A 15,368-nucleotide genomic window follows, 5' to 3' on the forward strand; every position below is an offset into this window, starting at 1 on the left:
TAAACAAAAATAGATAATAAAATTCATATTACTAGATTAATTTATTGACACGTATGTTAATAAAAGAAAGAAACCAAGTACAAAAAAGACATATTCAATAAGGCCTTTATAAAAATAACCGTGACGAAATCGGTTAAAGAAGGTGTTGCTATTCCTTTTTTTGGGCAACCAACGTAAATACTTGTACTATATTAGCACCAAATTATATTATTTTAACGGGTTGTAGTCAAAATAGAACAATCCCAAAATAATGGCTTAATTTTGATTTAAAATTTATTCTTAAAATTATAAGCTAACAATCCTTCCTGTTAAACCACTTAAAAAAATAAACAAATGACAATTGGAGTTGGCGGTTCAACCGCACGTATAGAATTAGACAAGATACAAAACATGACACTTGATGTGCAGCCGATTGCACTGTCTGAATATCAGTTACACATCAAAAAAGCAACGGCACTACTTAAAAAACAAGACTGCAAAGCTATCTACGTCAATGCCGGAACTAATCTGTATTATTTTACGGGAACCAGATGGAATGCCTCAGAAAGAATGGTAGGCGCCTTGCTTTTTGAAGATGAAAGCATCGAATATATTGTTCCTAAATTTGAAGAAGGCACGTTTAAAACCTTTCTGCAAGTGGAAGGAAATCTGAATTTCTGGGAAGAGCATGAAAATCCGTATGAATTGTTTGGAGCGATTTTAAAAAAGAAAAACATTCAAAACGGAACTATTGCGCTGGATGAATCTGCCTCTTACTTTTTAGCCGATAATGTTGTGAAGGCCAATCCGAATTATAATTTTATAAATGCACAGCCTATAACTGCGGGCTGCAGAATGCATAAATCCGCCGCTGAAATTGCCATTATCCAACAGGCAAAAGAAATAACAATGGTGGTTCAAAGAGCTGCCGCACGCATTTTACATCCGGGTATTGAAGTAGAAACGGTTACTGACTTTATCAACAAAGCCCATATCAAAGCGGGAATACCTTCCGGTTCTTATTTCTGTATTGTACTTTTTGGGGAGGATTCACAATATCCCCATGGCGTTACTGCCCCTCAGCCTTTGAAAGACAACGATATTGTTTTAATTGATACCGGCTGCCGTTTGGAAGGCTATTTGTCTGATATTACGCGAACGTACGTGTATGGAACACCCACCGAAAATCACAGAAAAATATGGAACTTAGAAAAAGCAACTCAAAAAGCTGCTTTTGATGCCGCCCAGATTGGTGCTACCTGCGGTTCTGTAGATGATGCTGCGCGAAAAGTATTGGCCGAAGCGGGATTAAGCGGTGATTACGAAATTCCGGGCTTACCGCATCGCGTAGGACATGGAACCGGACTGGACATTCATGAATACCCGTATTTGGTGCGCGGAAATCAAACGCTTTTAGCAGAAGGAATGGTGGTCAGCAACGAACCCATGATCTGTATTCCGGGACAATTCGGAATTCGCCATGAAGATCATTTTTATATGACGGCATCGGGACCGAAGTGGTTTACAACGCCTATGGAGAGTATTGATAACCCGTTTGGTATTTAAAGGAAGTCGCGGTTTTCAGTTTTCAGTTTTTAGTCGCAGTCGCAGTTTTCAGTCTCATTTGAAAACTGAAAACTGAAAACTGAAAACTGAAAACTGAGACTGAGACTGAGACTGAGACTGCAAACTAAAAAAAAGAGACTGCCCAACTTGTGGAACAGTCTCTTTTACTTTTAACTAACAAATGAATTATTCTACCAATAATTTTTTCTTTTCTGTAGAATTTCCGTCTGTGGCAATTACCATATAGACTCCTTTTCTTAGGGAATTTACGGAGAAGGAAGTGGTATTGCGTACTGCGCCAACCAGATTACCTGTACTGTCGTAAATCGTTATTCTGACTTTGGAAGTCTCAAGATTACCAAAATTAAAGTTGACCACATCAGAAGCCGGATTGGGATACATGGCAAATGATTTAACGGTATCAATCATTTGTACTCCAGGGTTACCGGACTGCAGATCGATGGTATGGGATGTGCTCCATTCGCTCACTGCGGTTCCGTTTTTGGCCCTTACCCTGAATTCGTAAACGGTTTGGGTACCTTGTTTCGGAATCCATAAATAATACGTTACCGAAGTTCCGACTGTTGTCCAGCCTGAGTTGTTTAACTGGATTTCATAGGATGCAGCTTCGGGAAGTGTCGCCCATGACGCATAAAATCCGGATTCGTAAACCCCTGCATTGGAAAGATTTACCGGTGTTGGCAATGTTATTGGCGTTGTTGTTCCTGCTGTGACTGTATAATCTTCCACTTCTCCATCACCCAGATTACCGCAGGCTGTCACTGGATTGGCGTTGTATTTCATCACCACACGCATGCGGGTAGTTCCGGTAAAGTTGATTGGCGTAAAACTTCCTGTCACCGTCGTTTTTGAGGAGAGTCCGTCAATCACTTTTTCGGATGCTTCAAACTGATTGTTTTTGTTGTAATCAATCCAAACGCCCCAGTATTCCGTGTATGAAGAGCCTGTAAAACCCGGAACCAGACTGATATTTATGCTTGAATTCGGAGTCAGCGTAATTACTTTTGACGAATAGTCGGTATAACCAGCGGTGTCTTTTCCGGAAGTATTCGTAAAACTTCCTACCGTTACCGCATTAATAAATTCATAACCGTTTGCTGCCTGAACGGTACACAAAGCCGTATTTGGAATAACAGCCGAAACGACATTGGAATAGTCCGAATAAACAGCCGCTGCTTTTGCCCTGATTTTATATTGGTAGGTACTACCTGCCGTTAAACCCGTATTGGTATACGTAGTTGCTGTACTGGCTAAAGTGGCGATTTCGGCAAAAACAGCATCTGCACCGGCTCTTTCGATCACTATATTGGTGGCATTAGTTGTATTGTTCACCCAGCTCAGCTGCACTTCTAAATTTGCTGCTGTTGCTGTTAAAGCTGAAGGTGCCAGAAGGGGAGTTGTGGTTTGTATTCCGGCTTTTATGGATTCGTTTGGTTTGGTGTTATAGGCAAAATCCAAAACCGTATATCCTACTCCGCCTGCTTCTACCTTTACATGCATCCATCCGTAACAAGTCCGTCCTCTACTCTTGTATTCAAACCCCACATATCCTGTTTTATTATCCCAGGCTGTATAAGAGGCTGTTCTTAAATCTAACTGATCGGGATATGCACTTCCGGGAGCAACAAAAGTACTGGATGCTCCGATAGTGGTTCCTTCAGGGATAAATGAAATGTTTCTGGTACCCGGTTCCCCAACCAATCTTTTTCCATAGGTTTCCATTTTCAAAGCGGCTGCTGCAAATTGCCATGCACCGTAGTCGGTATTATCGCCTATTCCCAAGCTGAAAAATTGCCAGGTGGCTGCTGCCGATGCCACATAATCGGTATTATTGACATAAAATATCCCGTAGGGTGCATCAAATTTCAGATTGATGGTTTTTGAGGCATTGTCTAAAGTGGTAATTCCGCCAGTAATCGCAGCATCTTTAAAAGTAATAACTATCGCTGTATCATTTGCAGGAAGATGCGCACTGGCTTTTCCTGTAAAGCTAAGTACCGTTTTAGTATTGCCTTGCAACGTCAGAACCGCTGTTAAACCTGCCGGAACTCCTGTAATGGTGTAATGTGTTCCCGGGTTCCATGTTCCGCTGCTTTTCGTAAATGTTCCGTTATTTGTCGACAATGTAATCGTCGTACTTGCGGTTACCCCACCATCATTTGCTTCCGATTCATATAAAGTTACTTCGGATAAAACTACGGCTGTTTTAGCGGTCATTCCGGTATAAATCGGAGTATTCGGCTGTGTATTATAAGCATATTCAGAAATCGTATATCCATCTCCGTTAGCATTTACGGTAACCTTAAACCATCCGTAACAAGGTAAACCATCTATTAAATATTCAAAACCCGCATAGCCTGTTTTTCCGTCCCAGTTGGTATACGCCGGAGTACGCAAATCAAGCTGATTGGGGTATGCGCCAGGTGCTGTCAGATTGCCTGCAGGTCCAACCGCTGTATTGGCTGCCAGCAACGTTATGTTTTTGGTACCGTTTTCGCATACCATTCTTTTGGCATAGGTTTCGATTTTTAAAGCATTGGCAGCAAATCTCCATCCTCCAAAGGCAGGATCATCTCCTTGGGCAATTTCAAAATATTTCCATGTTAAGTCCGGTGAAACGGTCACATCCGGCATATCTACAAAAAAGATTCCGTACGGATCTGAAAATTTAAAATTAAAAAACAGTGCCGTACAGGACAAATCAGCCGTTCCTCCGACAAAAGTTGCAGGTAAGAAAGTGATTCCGCCTGAAGCATTGTTTGCCAAAGCATGACTCGTTGCTTTTCCGGTAAGGGTTATTGTCAGCTGCTTGTTTGAATTTACAGTAAGAACCGGTGTTATGCCTGCCGGAAATGTATGTGTGAAATGTGTTCCTGAAGTGAGTGTTCCGGAACTAAGTGCAAAGTTTTTGGTACCGTTTAAAGTTACGGTTGATGAAGCTGTAAAAGAACCGTCATTGATAATGGTTTCCTTAAAAGATGTTACCGAAGCCACTAATGCACTTCCTGTTGCATTTACTCCCGTATCAATCAGATTTTGGGCCTGCCATAAAGATTTACGGGCAGGATGTTCCAAAGCAGCGAGCATTCTGCTGATCTGACCCTGGGTATACATTTTATAACAGCCCTGAGCACCGTTATAGCCCATATAATTTTCGAAATTCACTTTATCTCCGCTACAATTGGTTCCCGGCGTACAAGCCAAAGTATGCTTGGCATCTTCTGCCGGGGTATCGTCTACTTCATCGGTTCCCGAGCATCCGCCTTCAAAAGTGTGGATTAAATTTAGGAAATGACCAAACTCATGGGTTAAGGTTGCCGAGAATTCCTTGCTATAGGAGTTGTCATACAGATAAGCGCCATTAAACACCACGCGGGCCGTATTACTTGCCGTCATATCGGAATTGGGATACCAGGCCACTCCTGAGTTGTTCGTTGCACCATCATTATACAAATCATTCTGAATGTAAACATTCATGTATTTGGTATTGTCCCAGGCATCGGCGGCAATCTGGTCATCGTAACCTCCCCCGTTTCCGTACCCGTTTTTGGCGGGATGAAAGACCACTCCAGAAGTACAGCCACCGTTAGGATCTTTTTTCGCCAATTTGAATTCTACGTTTATGGTTCCTCTTCGCGACTGGAAAAAGGGTTCCACTGTTTGAAAATCGGCATTTCTTCCGTTGAAATCATCATTAAGCTGTGCCAGATGATTTACAATTTTTTCATAGGTAACGGTTTTACCGCTTTGTACGTCACCATAAATATGGAATACCACCGGAATAGTATAGCTAATAGCGGCGTCTTTCGAAGTTTTGTTTTTTCGCTGTAAAGCGAACTTTTTGCTAAATACATCAAAGTCTTTTTTCTCCTGAAGCGAAGCCGGATTATTCCGGTACACTTTGGCGTTTTCTTCGGTTGTCCGACAAGGTAATCCCTGTGCACTAACTTTCAATACACTGAAAATCAGAAAGAACAGTAGTAGTTTTAATTTCATGGTTTTTTGGTTTTAATTAGTAATAACCAAATTTAACCCTACAGATTCTTTCTTTCTGATACTATTTTAGTAAGAATTAGTATATAGTTAGCTTGTTTTAGTGTTTAGTATTCAGTCGCAGTTTTCAGTCGCAGTCGAGAAGAGAGTCACAGTCGCAGTTTTCAGTCTCAATTGAAACCTGAACACTGAAACTGAAAACTGAGACCGGGACTGAGACTGAATACTGAGACTGAGACTGAACACTGAGACTGAGACTAAAAAAAACTACCTCCCTCCGGCAGGACAATTCTTTTCAATAAACCTCACAAAGGTATCCAGTAAATGCTTACTCGTTCCTTCGCCCTCATAGATACTGTGCGAACGGTTCGGGTAGATCATCAGGTCGAACATTTTATCGTATTTGATCAGTTCATTTATTAAAACCTCAGCATTTTTATAGTGTACGTTGTCATCACCTGTTCCGTGAATGTATAACAGGTTTCCTTTTAAATTTTTGGCATGGGTTACAGGAGATGCCAGGCTATAAGTCGCTTCGTTCTCACTCGGAATCCCCATATAACGTTCGGTATAAATATTGTCGTAAAAATGCTGGTCCGTAACGGCTGAAATTGCTATTCCTGATTTGTATATTTCCGGATATTGGAACATTAAATTTAAAGTTACAGCGCCACCACCGCTCCAGCCGTGAACAGCTATTCTGTCGGGATCAACGAATTTCCATTTTAGGATTTCTTTGGCTGCCATGGCCTGGTCACGGGTGTTGATAATTCCGATGTTTTTGTAAATGGACTTTCTCCATTTCGTTCCTTTCATTACAGGAGTTCCTCTGTTGTCCATCGCAATTCCGATATAGCCCTGTGGAATTACCTGTGCGATAAACGGATAAAAATAAGGTTCATCATTGGCTACGGAGGCCATCGGTTCTCCGTACACATAAAAGAATACCGGGTATTTTTTTGACGAATCAAAGTCTAATGGTTTTGCCATTATTCCGTCCATTTCTATTCCGTCTACCGTAGTTACTTTGAATTTCTCCATGGTGTAATCACGCTGAGGTGCCTGAAAGGAATCGGCTTCCTGCGGCAGTATTTTTTTATGTCCGGCTAAGGCAATTAATCGTGTGTTATAGTCTCTGCTGATACTTGCATTGGTATGTTTGGCATACATCGCATCTGTCGAAAAACTGTATTCGTTGGTACCGTCAAACACATCGGGCGTTACTCTTTTGGTCTTTTTTGAATTTAGATTGGTTTCGTACAAATAACGTTGTGTCGCATCTGTCGGACTTGCCTTGAAATAAATTGTTTTGGTCTTATCGTTGTAGGCCTGAAAATAAGCATCAAAATTGGCTGTCGTAATTAATTCTTTTGATTTACCGTCACTGCTGATTTTATAAATGTGCATCCAGCCATCTGCATCAGAACTCCATAGAAAGGCTTTTCCATTATCTACAAAATGACAAGGGAAACCATCGTATTCACCTGAAGAAATGTCAAAAACATCAATCCATGCCGCCGATTCTTCTTTGTAAATCGCTTTCGCTGTACCTGATTTTGTGTCGCAATTGTAAAATGTAACCTGATTTTGATTGCGGTTTAACTGAATCACCATGACCGACTGGTTCGTGAGCCATTTCATTCGTACCAAATAGTTGTTATCCTGTTCTCCGGGAATATTCAGCCAATTGGTCTGTAACGAAGCGATGTCAATTATTCCTATTTTAACCGATGAAGGTTTCTCTCCTGCTTTTGGATATTCAACCGGAACAACCACCGGATACAAAGAATCGGTATTGTTGATCATCAAATGAAATTTGGTTGCTGATGCATCTACACGCCAGAAGGCGATACTTTTGCCATCAGGACTCCATCTGAATCCGTCCCGGGCTGCCAGTTCTTCTTCGTACACCCAGTCAAATGTTCCGTTGATGATTTTATCGGTTCCGTCTGTGGTCAACGGCGTTATTTTTCCTGTATTTAAATTTTCAAGGTAAATGTTGTGATTGGAAACATAGGCAACATTTTCATTGTCACCCGAAAATTTCGCAAACATCAGTGAAGAGGGGTCCAGGTTTTTTCCTAATTGTTTTCCTTTTCCTGTCGCTAAATCAAAAAACCAGTAATCTCCTTTGGTATTGGCTCTCCATACCTTTTTTGAATTGGTATACAGCAGTACTTTTGTTTTATTGGCATTCCAGACCAAATCTTCAATTTCTCCGGTAAAGCCGGATTCAGACAACTGTTGCTGCGTGAGAATTGTGATATGTTTGTCTAGTTTGTCCACATCATAAACGGCTACATTGTTGTTTTGATTTACCCAGAACGAATGGGAATCGGGTAACCATTTTAAATTGTTGATGTCGATATCATGCTGTGCAAAAACAGCAGAACAAACAAAGAGTAACAGCAGTAAATACTTTTTCATAGGAGTGGTTTTTATTCTTAATTACAGTTGAAACATTTTGGTGTCTACAGAAGTTGTCTTACCAGCGATAATCTCCGTTACAATTTTACCGGTTGCCGGTGCCAGACTTAATCCCATCATCGCATGTCCTGTAGCCAGTGTCAAATTTACAATTTTTTTATCTCTTGTAATAACCGGCATTCCGGATGGCGTACAAGGCCTGAATCCGAACCAGGTATCTGCTGTTTTTGGCATTTCGACCTGCATGTCGGGATAAAAATCATTGATCGTGGTTACGATTCCCTGAAGTCTGCCGGTATTTATTTTAGTATCTCCGGTATGCGTAATTTCCATCGTTCCGCCAAAGCGAATGTCATTATTCATCGGTGTTACCGCTACTTTTCCTTCACACAAAATCGACGGAATTGCCGGTTTTTGATCGCTGTCTTTTAATGTAAAACTGTATCCTTTTCCGGGCAAAACCGAGATCGAAATATTTAGTTTTCTGGCCAGTACAGGACTCCACGAACCCGCTGCCAATACCACTTCATCCGTTGCAAAAGTGCCTTTATCGGTTGCTATCTTAGTAATTTTATTTCCTTCAAAATGAAAATCCTTAACCGTTGTATGCCGATGAATCTCCACTTTTAAGCGAATTAATTCTTCTTTGATGAACTTCATGAATTTTTGCGGATACAGATGGGCATCACTTTTATAATGAACGCCGCCTGTCACATCAGTTTTGGTTCCGGTTTCCAGAGCTGCCACTTCCGCTTTCGAAAGATAATCAACTTCAAGGCCCAGACGTTCTGCTTCTTTACCTTCGTGGTACATTTCTTCTGCAACTTTATCACTTTTATAAAGCATTAAAAGTCCTTTCTCTTCGTAAAAAAAGGAATTATTTTCTTTCGCAAACTCCTGATACAATTCTTTACTCAACATCGAAAGATGATGCAGAGCCGGCATTGCTTTCTCGACGTGACTTCTGTTGGCATGTTTGTAAAATTGCAATCCCCATTTTAACAAATCGGCATTGAAACGCGGTTTTACATAAAACGGGCTTTGACTGTCAAACATCCATCTCATGCCCTGTGCTATCATACCGGGTTGTGCCAAAGGTATAATGTGAGAAGGGACAATCATTCCGGCGTTTCCGTACGAGCAGCCGTCATCCATAGCCGACTGATCAAAAACACTCACTTCGTACCCTTCTTTAGCCAGATAATAGGCAGAACATAAACCGATAATGCCACCGCCGACGATCCCTACTTTTTTCATAGATTTTTAATTAAAAGTTCCTTGACAAGACTTACCGTCTTTCTTAATAGCAAACCATTTTTTCGTGTTCTTAAATGACCTGAAATCCAAATGCGTAAGGATCACTTTCATCAATAATGATGGTGTTATATCCGTATACTTTTGCCCATCCCTGAATACTGGGAACAATGGCCGGAATGTCTCCGATCGTAGTTTCTTCGACCACTTTTCCAATAAATTTACTACCGATATAACTTTCGTGAATAAATTCTTCTCCGGCTTTCAGTTTTCCTTTTGCATGCAACTGTGCCATTCTCGCTGAGGTTCCTGTACCACAAGGCGAACGGTCTATGGCTTTGTCTCCGTAGAAAACAGCATTTCGCCCCGATGATTCCGGATCGATTGGCGTTCCCGTCCATAACATATGGGTCACATCCCGGATCGTATTATTTTCAGGGTGAATAAAATAATTGGGATATTTCTCATTGATCCGGTTGCGTAATTCCTGACTGTACTGAATAATTTTACTTGCGGTAAAATCCTGCACACCCGAAAAATTGTCCTGCGGATCTACGATTGCGTAATAATTTCCTCCGTACGCCACATCAAAAATAATTTCTCCGAGCCCGGGGCAGTGAATGGTCAGCCCTTCTGCTGCCAGATAAGATTTGACGTTGGTCAGACGTACCCAATCGACCTTGGCTCCAGTCTGCTGATACTCAATTTGTACTAAACCTGCCGGAGCTTCCATTTTGATTTTACCAGGTGTTTTGGGAATAACCAGTCCTTCTTCGATGGCAATGGTAATGGTTCCGATTGTTCCGTGACCGCACATCGGCAGACAGCCTGAGGTTTCTATGAATAAAATTCCAAAATCATTCTCCGGATCAGATGGCGGATATAAAATACTGCCGCTCATCATATCATGACCACGCGGTTCAAACATAAGCCCTTTTCTGATCCAGTCAAATTCTTTCAGGAAATGCTGGCGTTTTTCACTCATGGAATCCCCTGTCAAATTGGGTCCTCCTCCGGCAACCACTCTTACGGGATTTCCGCAGGTGTGGGCGTCTACACAAAAAAAAGTTTTCTTTAGCATTTTTATATTTTGGATAGGGTTAGTTTATGGTCTTTTGTACGTACAATTTGCAACGGATTTTCATTTTGCAATTCGGCCGGAAGCAAATCATCCGGCCAGTTCTGATAACTCAGCGGACGGACCCATCTGTAAACGGCATGCGTGCCCACCGCAGTAAACCTCGAATCGGATGATGCCGGATAAGGGCCTCCGTGTAACATAGAAGGGCATACTTCTACACCCGTCGGAACGCCATTAAAAATCAAACGTCCCACCCGATTCTGCAAAGCAAAAATGAGGCCCTGATGGTGGTGCAATTCTTTTTCTTCACCAATAATAGTTCCGGTTAATTGTCCCTCTAAGGTATTAATTATTTGTAGTAATTCAGCTTCATCATTACATGCTACCAGAATTGAAAACGGGCCAAAAACCTCATGGCTCAATACTTTATTTTTCAGGAATTCTTCCCCGCTCACTTTCAGAACAGTCGCCCTGCCATGGTTGGGTGGCACTTCTTCCTTAAATTGAGCTACTTTCGAAACGCCTTTTTGCGATTCCATTTTTAAAATTCCCTTTTCAAAATCAGCCTGCATGGAAGCATGCAACATACAGGAAGGCGCTGTCTTTTCGATGGCTTTGGTTAATTCTTCTGCAAACTCGTTTAATGCAGCTCCTTTTACAGCTAACAATAAACCAGGATTGGTGCAAAACTGGCCGGCACCTAAAGTAATCGAACCTGCGTAAGCATTCGCCCACTTTTGACTGTTTTGTTTTAAAGCCTCCGGCAGCAATACTACCGGATTCACACTTCCCATTTCTGCGAAAACCGGAATGGGTTCAGGGCGCTGTGCTGCGAGATCGCATAAAGCGCGTCCTCCGCTGATACTGCCCGTGAAGCCTACGGCCTTTACCAAGGGATGTTTGACCAGACTGGCTCCCAGGGTTCTCCCTCCTCCCGTAAGGTTAGAAAAAACGCCTTCGGGCATGTTTGTTTTTTGTGCTGCTTTTATAATGGCCGAGGCTACCATCTCGCCCGTTCCGATATGCATGGAATGGCTTTTTACGATCACAGGACAACCGGCAGCCAGTGCCGAAGCCGTATCTCCCCCGGCAGTTGAAAAGGCAAAAGGAAAATTGCTGGAACCAAAAACAACAACCGGTCCTAACGGTACCAGCATCTTACGCAAATCTTCTTTTGGAGCAGGCTGCCGCTCAGGTATTGCGGTATCTATTGTAGCCTGAACCCAGCTTCCCTCGACAAGCATTTCTGCAAATGAACGCAGCTGTCCTATCATTCTGCCCCGCTCCCCTTCTGCGCGGCCTTTTGGGAAACCGGATTCGCTACAATATTGAACTAACAATTCATCTCCCAATGCTAAAATTTCATCCGCAATGGTGTTTAAAAACCTGGCCTTTTCTACACCGGAACATCTTTTGTAACTGCAAAATGCGTGATGGGCTAAAGCAACTACCTCTTCTATTTCCTCCTGTGTTGCTTCTGTAAAAACCCATGGATTTTCTATGTTTAAAAGCGGATTAAACGTTTTTAAGGTGCTGTTTCCGGAGGCTTTAAGCTGACTTCCTATATAATTTTTTCCTGTAATCATAGCTTTTGGCATTATAGGTTCTTGTAATCCGGTAATGTTGGTCGGTTGCGCAATCCTTCTGCTATAATGGCCAGTACTTTTTCACGCTCACTGCCTTGAAGCGGCAGTCTTGGTGCACGAACATATTCGCTTCCGATTCCGGTTGCCACTTCGGCTAATTTTATGTTCTGTACCAGAAAAGAATTAATATCCAATTCGAGCAGCGGCAAAAACCATCTGTATATTTTTAGGGCTTCATCAATTCTTCCTGCTTTTACGAGTTTAAAAATCGCTACGGTTTCTGCCGGAAAAGCGCAAACCAAACCCGAAACCCATCCGTCTGAGCCCATTAATAAACTTTCTAAAGCCAGCGTGTCAACTCCCGATAATATTTTCAGACGGTCTCCGAAACGATTGATTATTCTGGTCACGTTCGAAATATCTCTTGTGGATTCTTTTACGGCCTGAATGTTATCGTATTTCAGCAATTCTTCAAACATGTCTAAAGTCACTTCAATTTTATAATCGACCGGATTGTTATAGACCATAATCGGAAGTGAGGTATTTTTGGCAACCTCACTAAAATAAACTACTGTTTCATAATCAGAAGCTTTGTAACGCATCGGGGGCAGCATCATCAATCCTTTGGCACCGTCTTCTTCGGCTTTGTTGGCGGCTAAGATTGCTCCTCTTGTGGTTTGTTCCGCGATATTCATGATCACAGGTACTTTATTATTCGTAAGCGAAACTGTGTGTTTGACCAATTCCCGTTTTTCTTCTTCCAGAAGTGTACTGGCTTCCCCTAAGGTACCTCCTAAAATAATTCCTGATACTCCGGCCTCTAATTGTGCTTTCATATTGACTTCAAACATATTGAAGTCTAATTTATCGTCTGCAGTAAATTTGGTCGTTACTGCCGGCATAACGCCGTTCCATTGAATCCCCATAGTATTGATTTTTTATTGTCAACCAAAATTATCGAGAAACCATTCAGCTGTCTCACAGAAAATTACCTTAAAATGATACTATATTACCCTCTATAGTTTTTAAATTCAAAAAACAGATTAGGATACCATCATTTTATTACTGAAATGCAATATATTTGGTAGTAACTAACCTACCCAACCATGAAAGTTTTTCCATTTAAAATTCCAAAATCAGGAGAAGAACCGCTTATTTATCAGGAAGATATAGAAATCTCTTTTTACGATAAATTACACCAGCACGAAGAAGTACAGATTAGTTTTATCGAAAAAGGAGAAGGTGCTGTTTTTGCCGGCGATACGATTTCGCAATATCAGGAAGGCGATATTTTAGTGATCGGAAGCAACCTGCCTCATGTTTTTAGAAGTGATGTGCGGGAAAACGAAATTTCGGTGATGCGGACCTTGTTTTTTACTTTTACTTCTTTTGGAAAAGATTTTTTTGAATTACCTACTTTCAAAACCATTTATCCTCTTCTGGAAAGCAGTAAAAACGGATTTATTATTCATAACGCTCCCAAAAAAGTGGTGAAATATTTTAAGAAGCTGAAAAAAGCAGACCCCTATTCTCGTTTTATTTTGTTTCTGGATATATTAAAATGGCTTTCAACCGCTGAAAATGAGCCTTTGTCCAATTATTTATATCATAAAAAAATAACCGATAATGAAGGGAAACGAATGCAGACCGTTTTTGAATATGTGATGACCAATTTTCATCAGAACATTACGCTTGATGAAATTGCTTCTATAGCCAATATGACCAAAAATGCTTTCTGCAGGTATTTTAAAGTACGGACCAACAAATCGTTTTTTCAGTTTCTGATTGAAGTCCGGATTGAGCGGGCAGCAAAACTGCTGTCCAGTACTGGAGAGCTTTCTGTTCTGGAAATTGCCGAATTATGCGGGTTCAATAATATTTCTAACTTCAATCGGAAATTTAAAGAACTGAAACAGCTTTCTCCTTTACAATACAGAAAGATGAATAGCTAAAAACAGAATTGAACTTAAAGGGATTTCCAAAAATCTATCTTACTGAAATCTGTTACTTTTTTAAGTTCTTTAAATCATCTACCGAATAAAACTTCAGCTTGTTTTCTGCCGCAAAGGCACAAAGCTGTTTGAGTAAACCGATTGGGGTTTCCAGTCTTTCATCAGCGTTATCGACTGTTTTATGTCCGTAAAATATAACAATTTTGTTATGTTCTTTGGCATATAGCAAAAGGCTTTTGTAGTACTCCAGATTAAATTGCTCGTAATCATCATCGATCCCTAAACCGTAGATCACACGATTGTCCTCATAATAACAATACTGGCTTTTAGGATAGAGTTCTCCGTAGGTGGTACCTCTTATAAAATCGAAATAATTCAGCAATCTTTTGTCCAGTGCACTATTTCTGGCACCATCGGGATACGCAAACGACTTAATATCGAATCCGTCTTTCTGCATGGCTTCCTTAAGCGGAAGGATTTCATTTTTTACATACGCATCCAGTCCGTATTTTGCTGCGTATTTCACAGCGTTTTCATGATTGTAACCATGTCCAGCTATATCATGTCCCATTTTTTGAAGATAATGCAATTTTTCTTTTTGATCTTTCGTAAAAGCACTGTACTTGCAGATAAAAAAAGTAGCTTTCCAGTTGTAGGGACGAAGTTCTTTTTCTGCCTGATACCAGGTATCGACATAATCATCATCAAAAGTCAATACAAGGCCCGGCTGATAGTGTTCCCGCTTTTTCTGCTTTTTGGGAGCAACGGGAGGAACCGGAACATCAGTAGTGAAATCAAAGGCTACAAGGGATATAACAATAAGGGTGATAAAGGAAATCAGGTATAAAAGCTTCTGTTTTTTCATTACTTTTTAAAATTATATTCTCAAATATAAACAAAATTAACCTCTGCAAACAATCTTTCGAACTACATAAGTTTCGAAGAAATCAAAATAAAGCGATTGAAGAGAATATTAGAAGGATGTAAATATACTTTCCTGATAAAAATAGGCTTAAAAATCGATTTTAGGTTAAAATAATTTTAAATAAAAAAGCATCAATCTATATTTAGAATGATGCTTTTTTATTTGGGTTTTAATTAATTCACTAAACGCTTTTTAAGTTTTGATCGAAAAAAATCTACGCTCTTTATTCTTTAAAAATTTTATTAAAAAAGTTTAAATATCCAAATAAAAGTAATTCTTCTCCACTTATAATACTAATAAGTTATGAACAAGCCCTCGTCTCCTTTAATAATATAATCGAAAGAAATTATCTTATCATTTAGTAAAGAAAAATACATTATGGGCTTATTTTTACTTACTAAAATAAAAATATTATCTGTTGTTCTTTCAAAAACAATTTTATCGCCTTTATAGTCATTGTATTTTATAACAGAGAAATCTGCAGCATCCAATAATGCCTTTTTTTCCGCCTTTATTTTTTTCAAATGTTTATCAAGAATTTTTACTCTGTCCGAAATAGAATACTTCGTATTATTGATTGGTTC

Annotated in this window: 10 protein-coding genes; 2 read left to right on the forward strand and 8 right to left on the reverse strand. The window is 40.4% G+C overall.

The window, feature by feature from the left end; translation table 11 throughout:
- The first annotated feature begins 333 nt into the window (after positions 1-333).
- Positions 334-1,545 carry a Xaa-Pro peptidase family protein gene (locus GJU43_RS22230; protein ID WP_154344093.1) on the forward strand — a complete coding sequence of 404 codons (1,212 nt, stop codon included), beginning with the start codon at positions 334-336 and terminating at the stop codon, positions 1,543-1,545.
- A 186-nt stretch (positions 1,546-1,731) separates the two neighbouring features.
- On the opposite strand, the gene GJU43_RS22235 is transcribed toward GJU43_RS22230, so the two are convergent.
- The 6 genes from GJU43_RS22235 to GJU43_RS22260 form a co-directional block, all read right to left on the reverse strand.
- On the reverse strand, positions 1,732-5,562 hold the full coding sequence (locus tag GJU43_RS22235; protein ID WP_154344095.1) for a M43 family zinc metalloprotease: 3,831 nt from the start codon (positions 5,560-5,562) through the stop codon (positions 1,732-1,734).
- A gap of 264 nt (positions 5,563-5,826) precedes the next feature.
- A complete protein-coding gene (locus tag GJU43_RS22240; protein WP_154344097.1) occupies positions 5,827-7,986 on the reverse strand; it encodes a DPP IV N-terminal domain-containing protein in 2,160 nt (719 codons plus the stop codon).
- A gap of 21 nt (positions 7,987-8,007) precedes the next feature.
- Positions 8,008-9,243: an FAD-binding oxidoreductase gene (locus tag GJU43_RS22245; protein ID WP_154344099.1), complete on the reverse strand. Its 1,236-nt coding sequence runs from the start codon at positions 9,241-9,243 to the stop codon at positions 8,008-8,010.
- 70 nt (positions 9,244-9,313) lie between these two features.
- Positions 9,314-10,321 (reverse strand): 4-hydroxyproline epimerase, encoded by a 1,008-nt coding sequence (locus tag GJU43_RS22250; protein ID WP_154344101.1) that lies wholly within the window; start codon positions 10,319-10,321, stop codon positions 9,314-9,316.
- Between the two features lie 2 nt (positions 10,322-10,323).
- Entirely contained in the window at positions 10,324-11,907 is a 1,584-nt protein-coding gene (locus GJU43_RS22255) for an aldehyde dehydrogenase (NADP(+)) (protein WP_154344103.1), read from the reverse strand.
- Positions 11,908-11,918: 11 nt separating this feature from the next.
- On the reverse strand, positions 11,919-12,833 hold the full coding sequence (locus GJU43_RS22260; RefSeq protein ID WP_154344105.1) for a dihydrodipicolinate synthase family protein: 915 nt from the start codon (positions 12,831-12,833) through the stop codon (positions 11,919-11,921).
- Positions 12,834-13,013: 180 nt separating this feature from the next.
- Here GJU43_RS22260 and GJU43_RS22265 point away from each other — a divergent pair, with 180 nt between their 5' ends.
- Positions 13,014-13,859, forward strand: coding sequence for an AraC family transcriptional regulator (locus tag GJU43_RS22265; protein WP_154344106.1), 846 nt, complete (start codon positions 13,014-13,016; stop codon positions 13,857-13,859).
- Between the two features lie 52 nt (positions 13,860-13,911).
- Here GJU43_RS22265 and GJU43_RS22270 read toward each other — a convergent pair whose 3' ends face one another.
- Together GJU43_RS22270 and GJU43_RS22275 are read right to left on the reverse strand one after the other, a co-directional pair.
- Complete coding sequence (locus tag GJU43_RS22270; protein WP_154344107.1) at positions 13,912-14,724, reverse strand: polysaccharide deacetylase family protein; 813 nt, start codon at positions 14,722-14,724, stop codon at positions 13,912-13,914.
- A gap of 353 nt (positions 14,725-15,077) precedes the next feature.
- Positions 15,078-15,368 (reverse strand): hypothetical protein (locus GJU43_RS22275; protein ID WP_229655117.1); only part of this gene is annotated, 291 nt, incomplete at its 5' end.

The organism is Flavobacterium sp. LC2016-23, assembly GCF_009674775.1.
Classification (GTDB): domain Bacteria; phylum Bacteroidota; class Bacteroidia; order Flavobacteriales; family Flavobacteriaceae; genus Flavobacterium.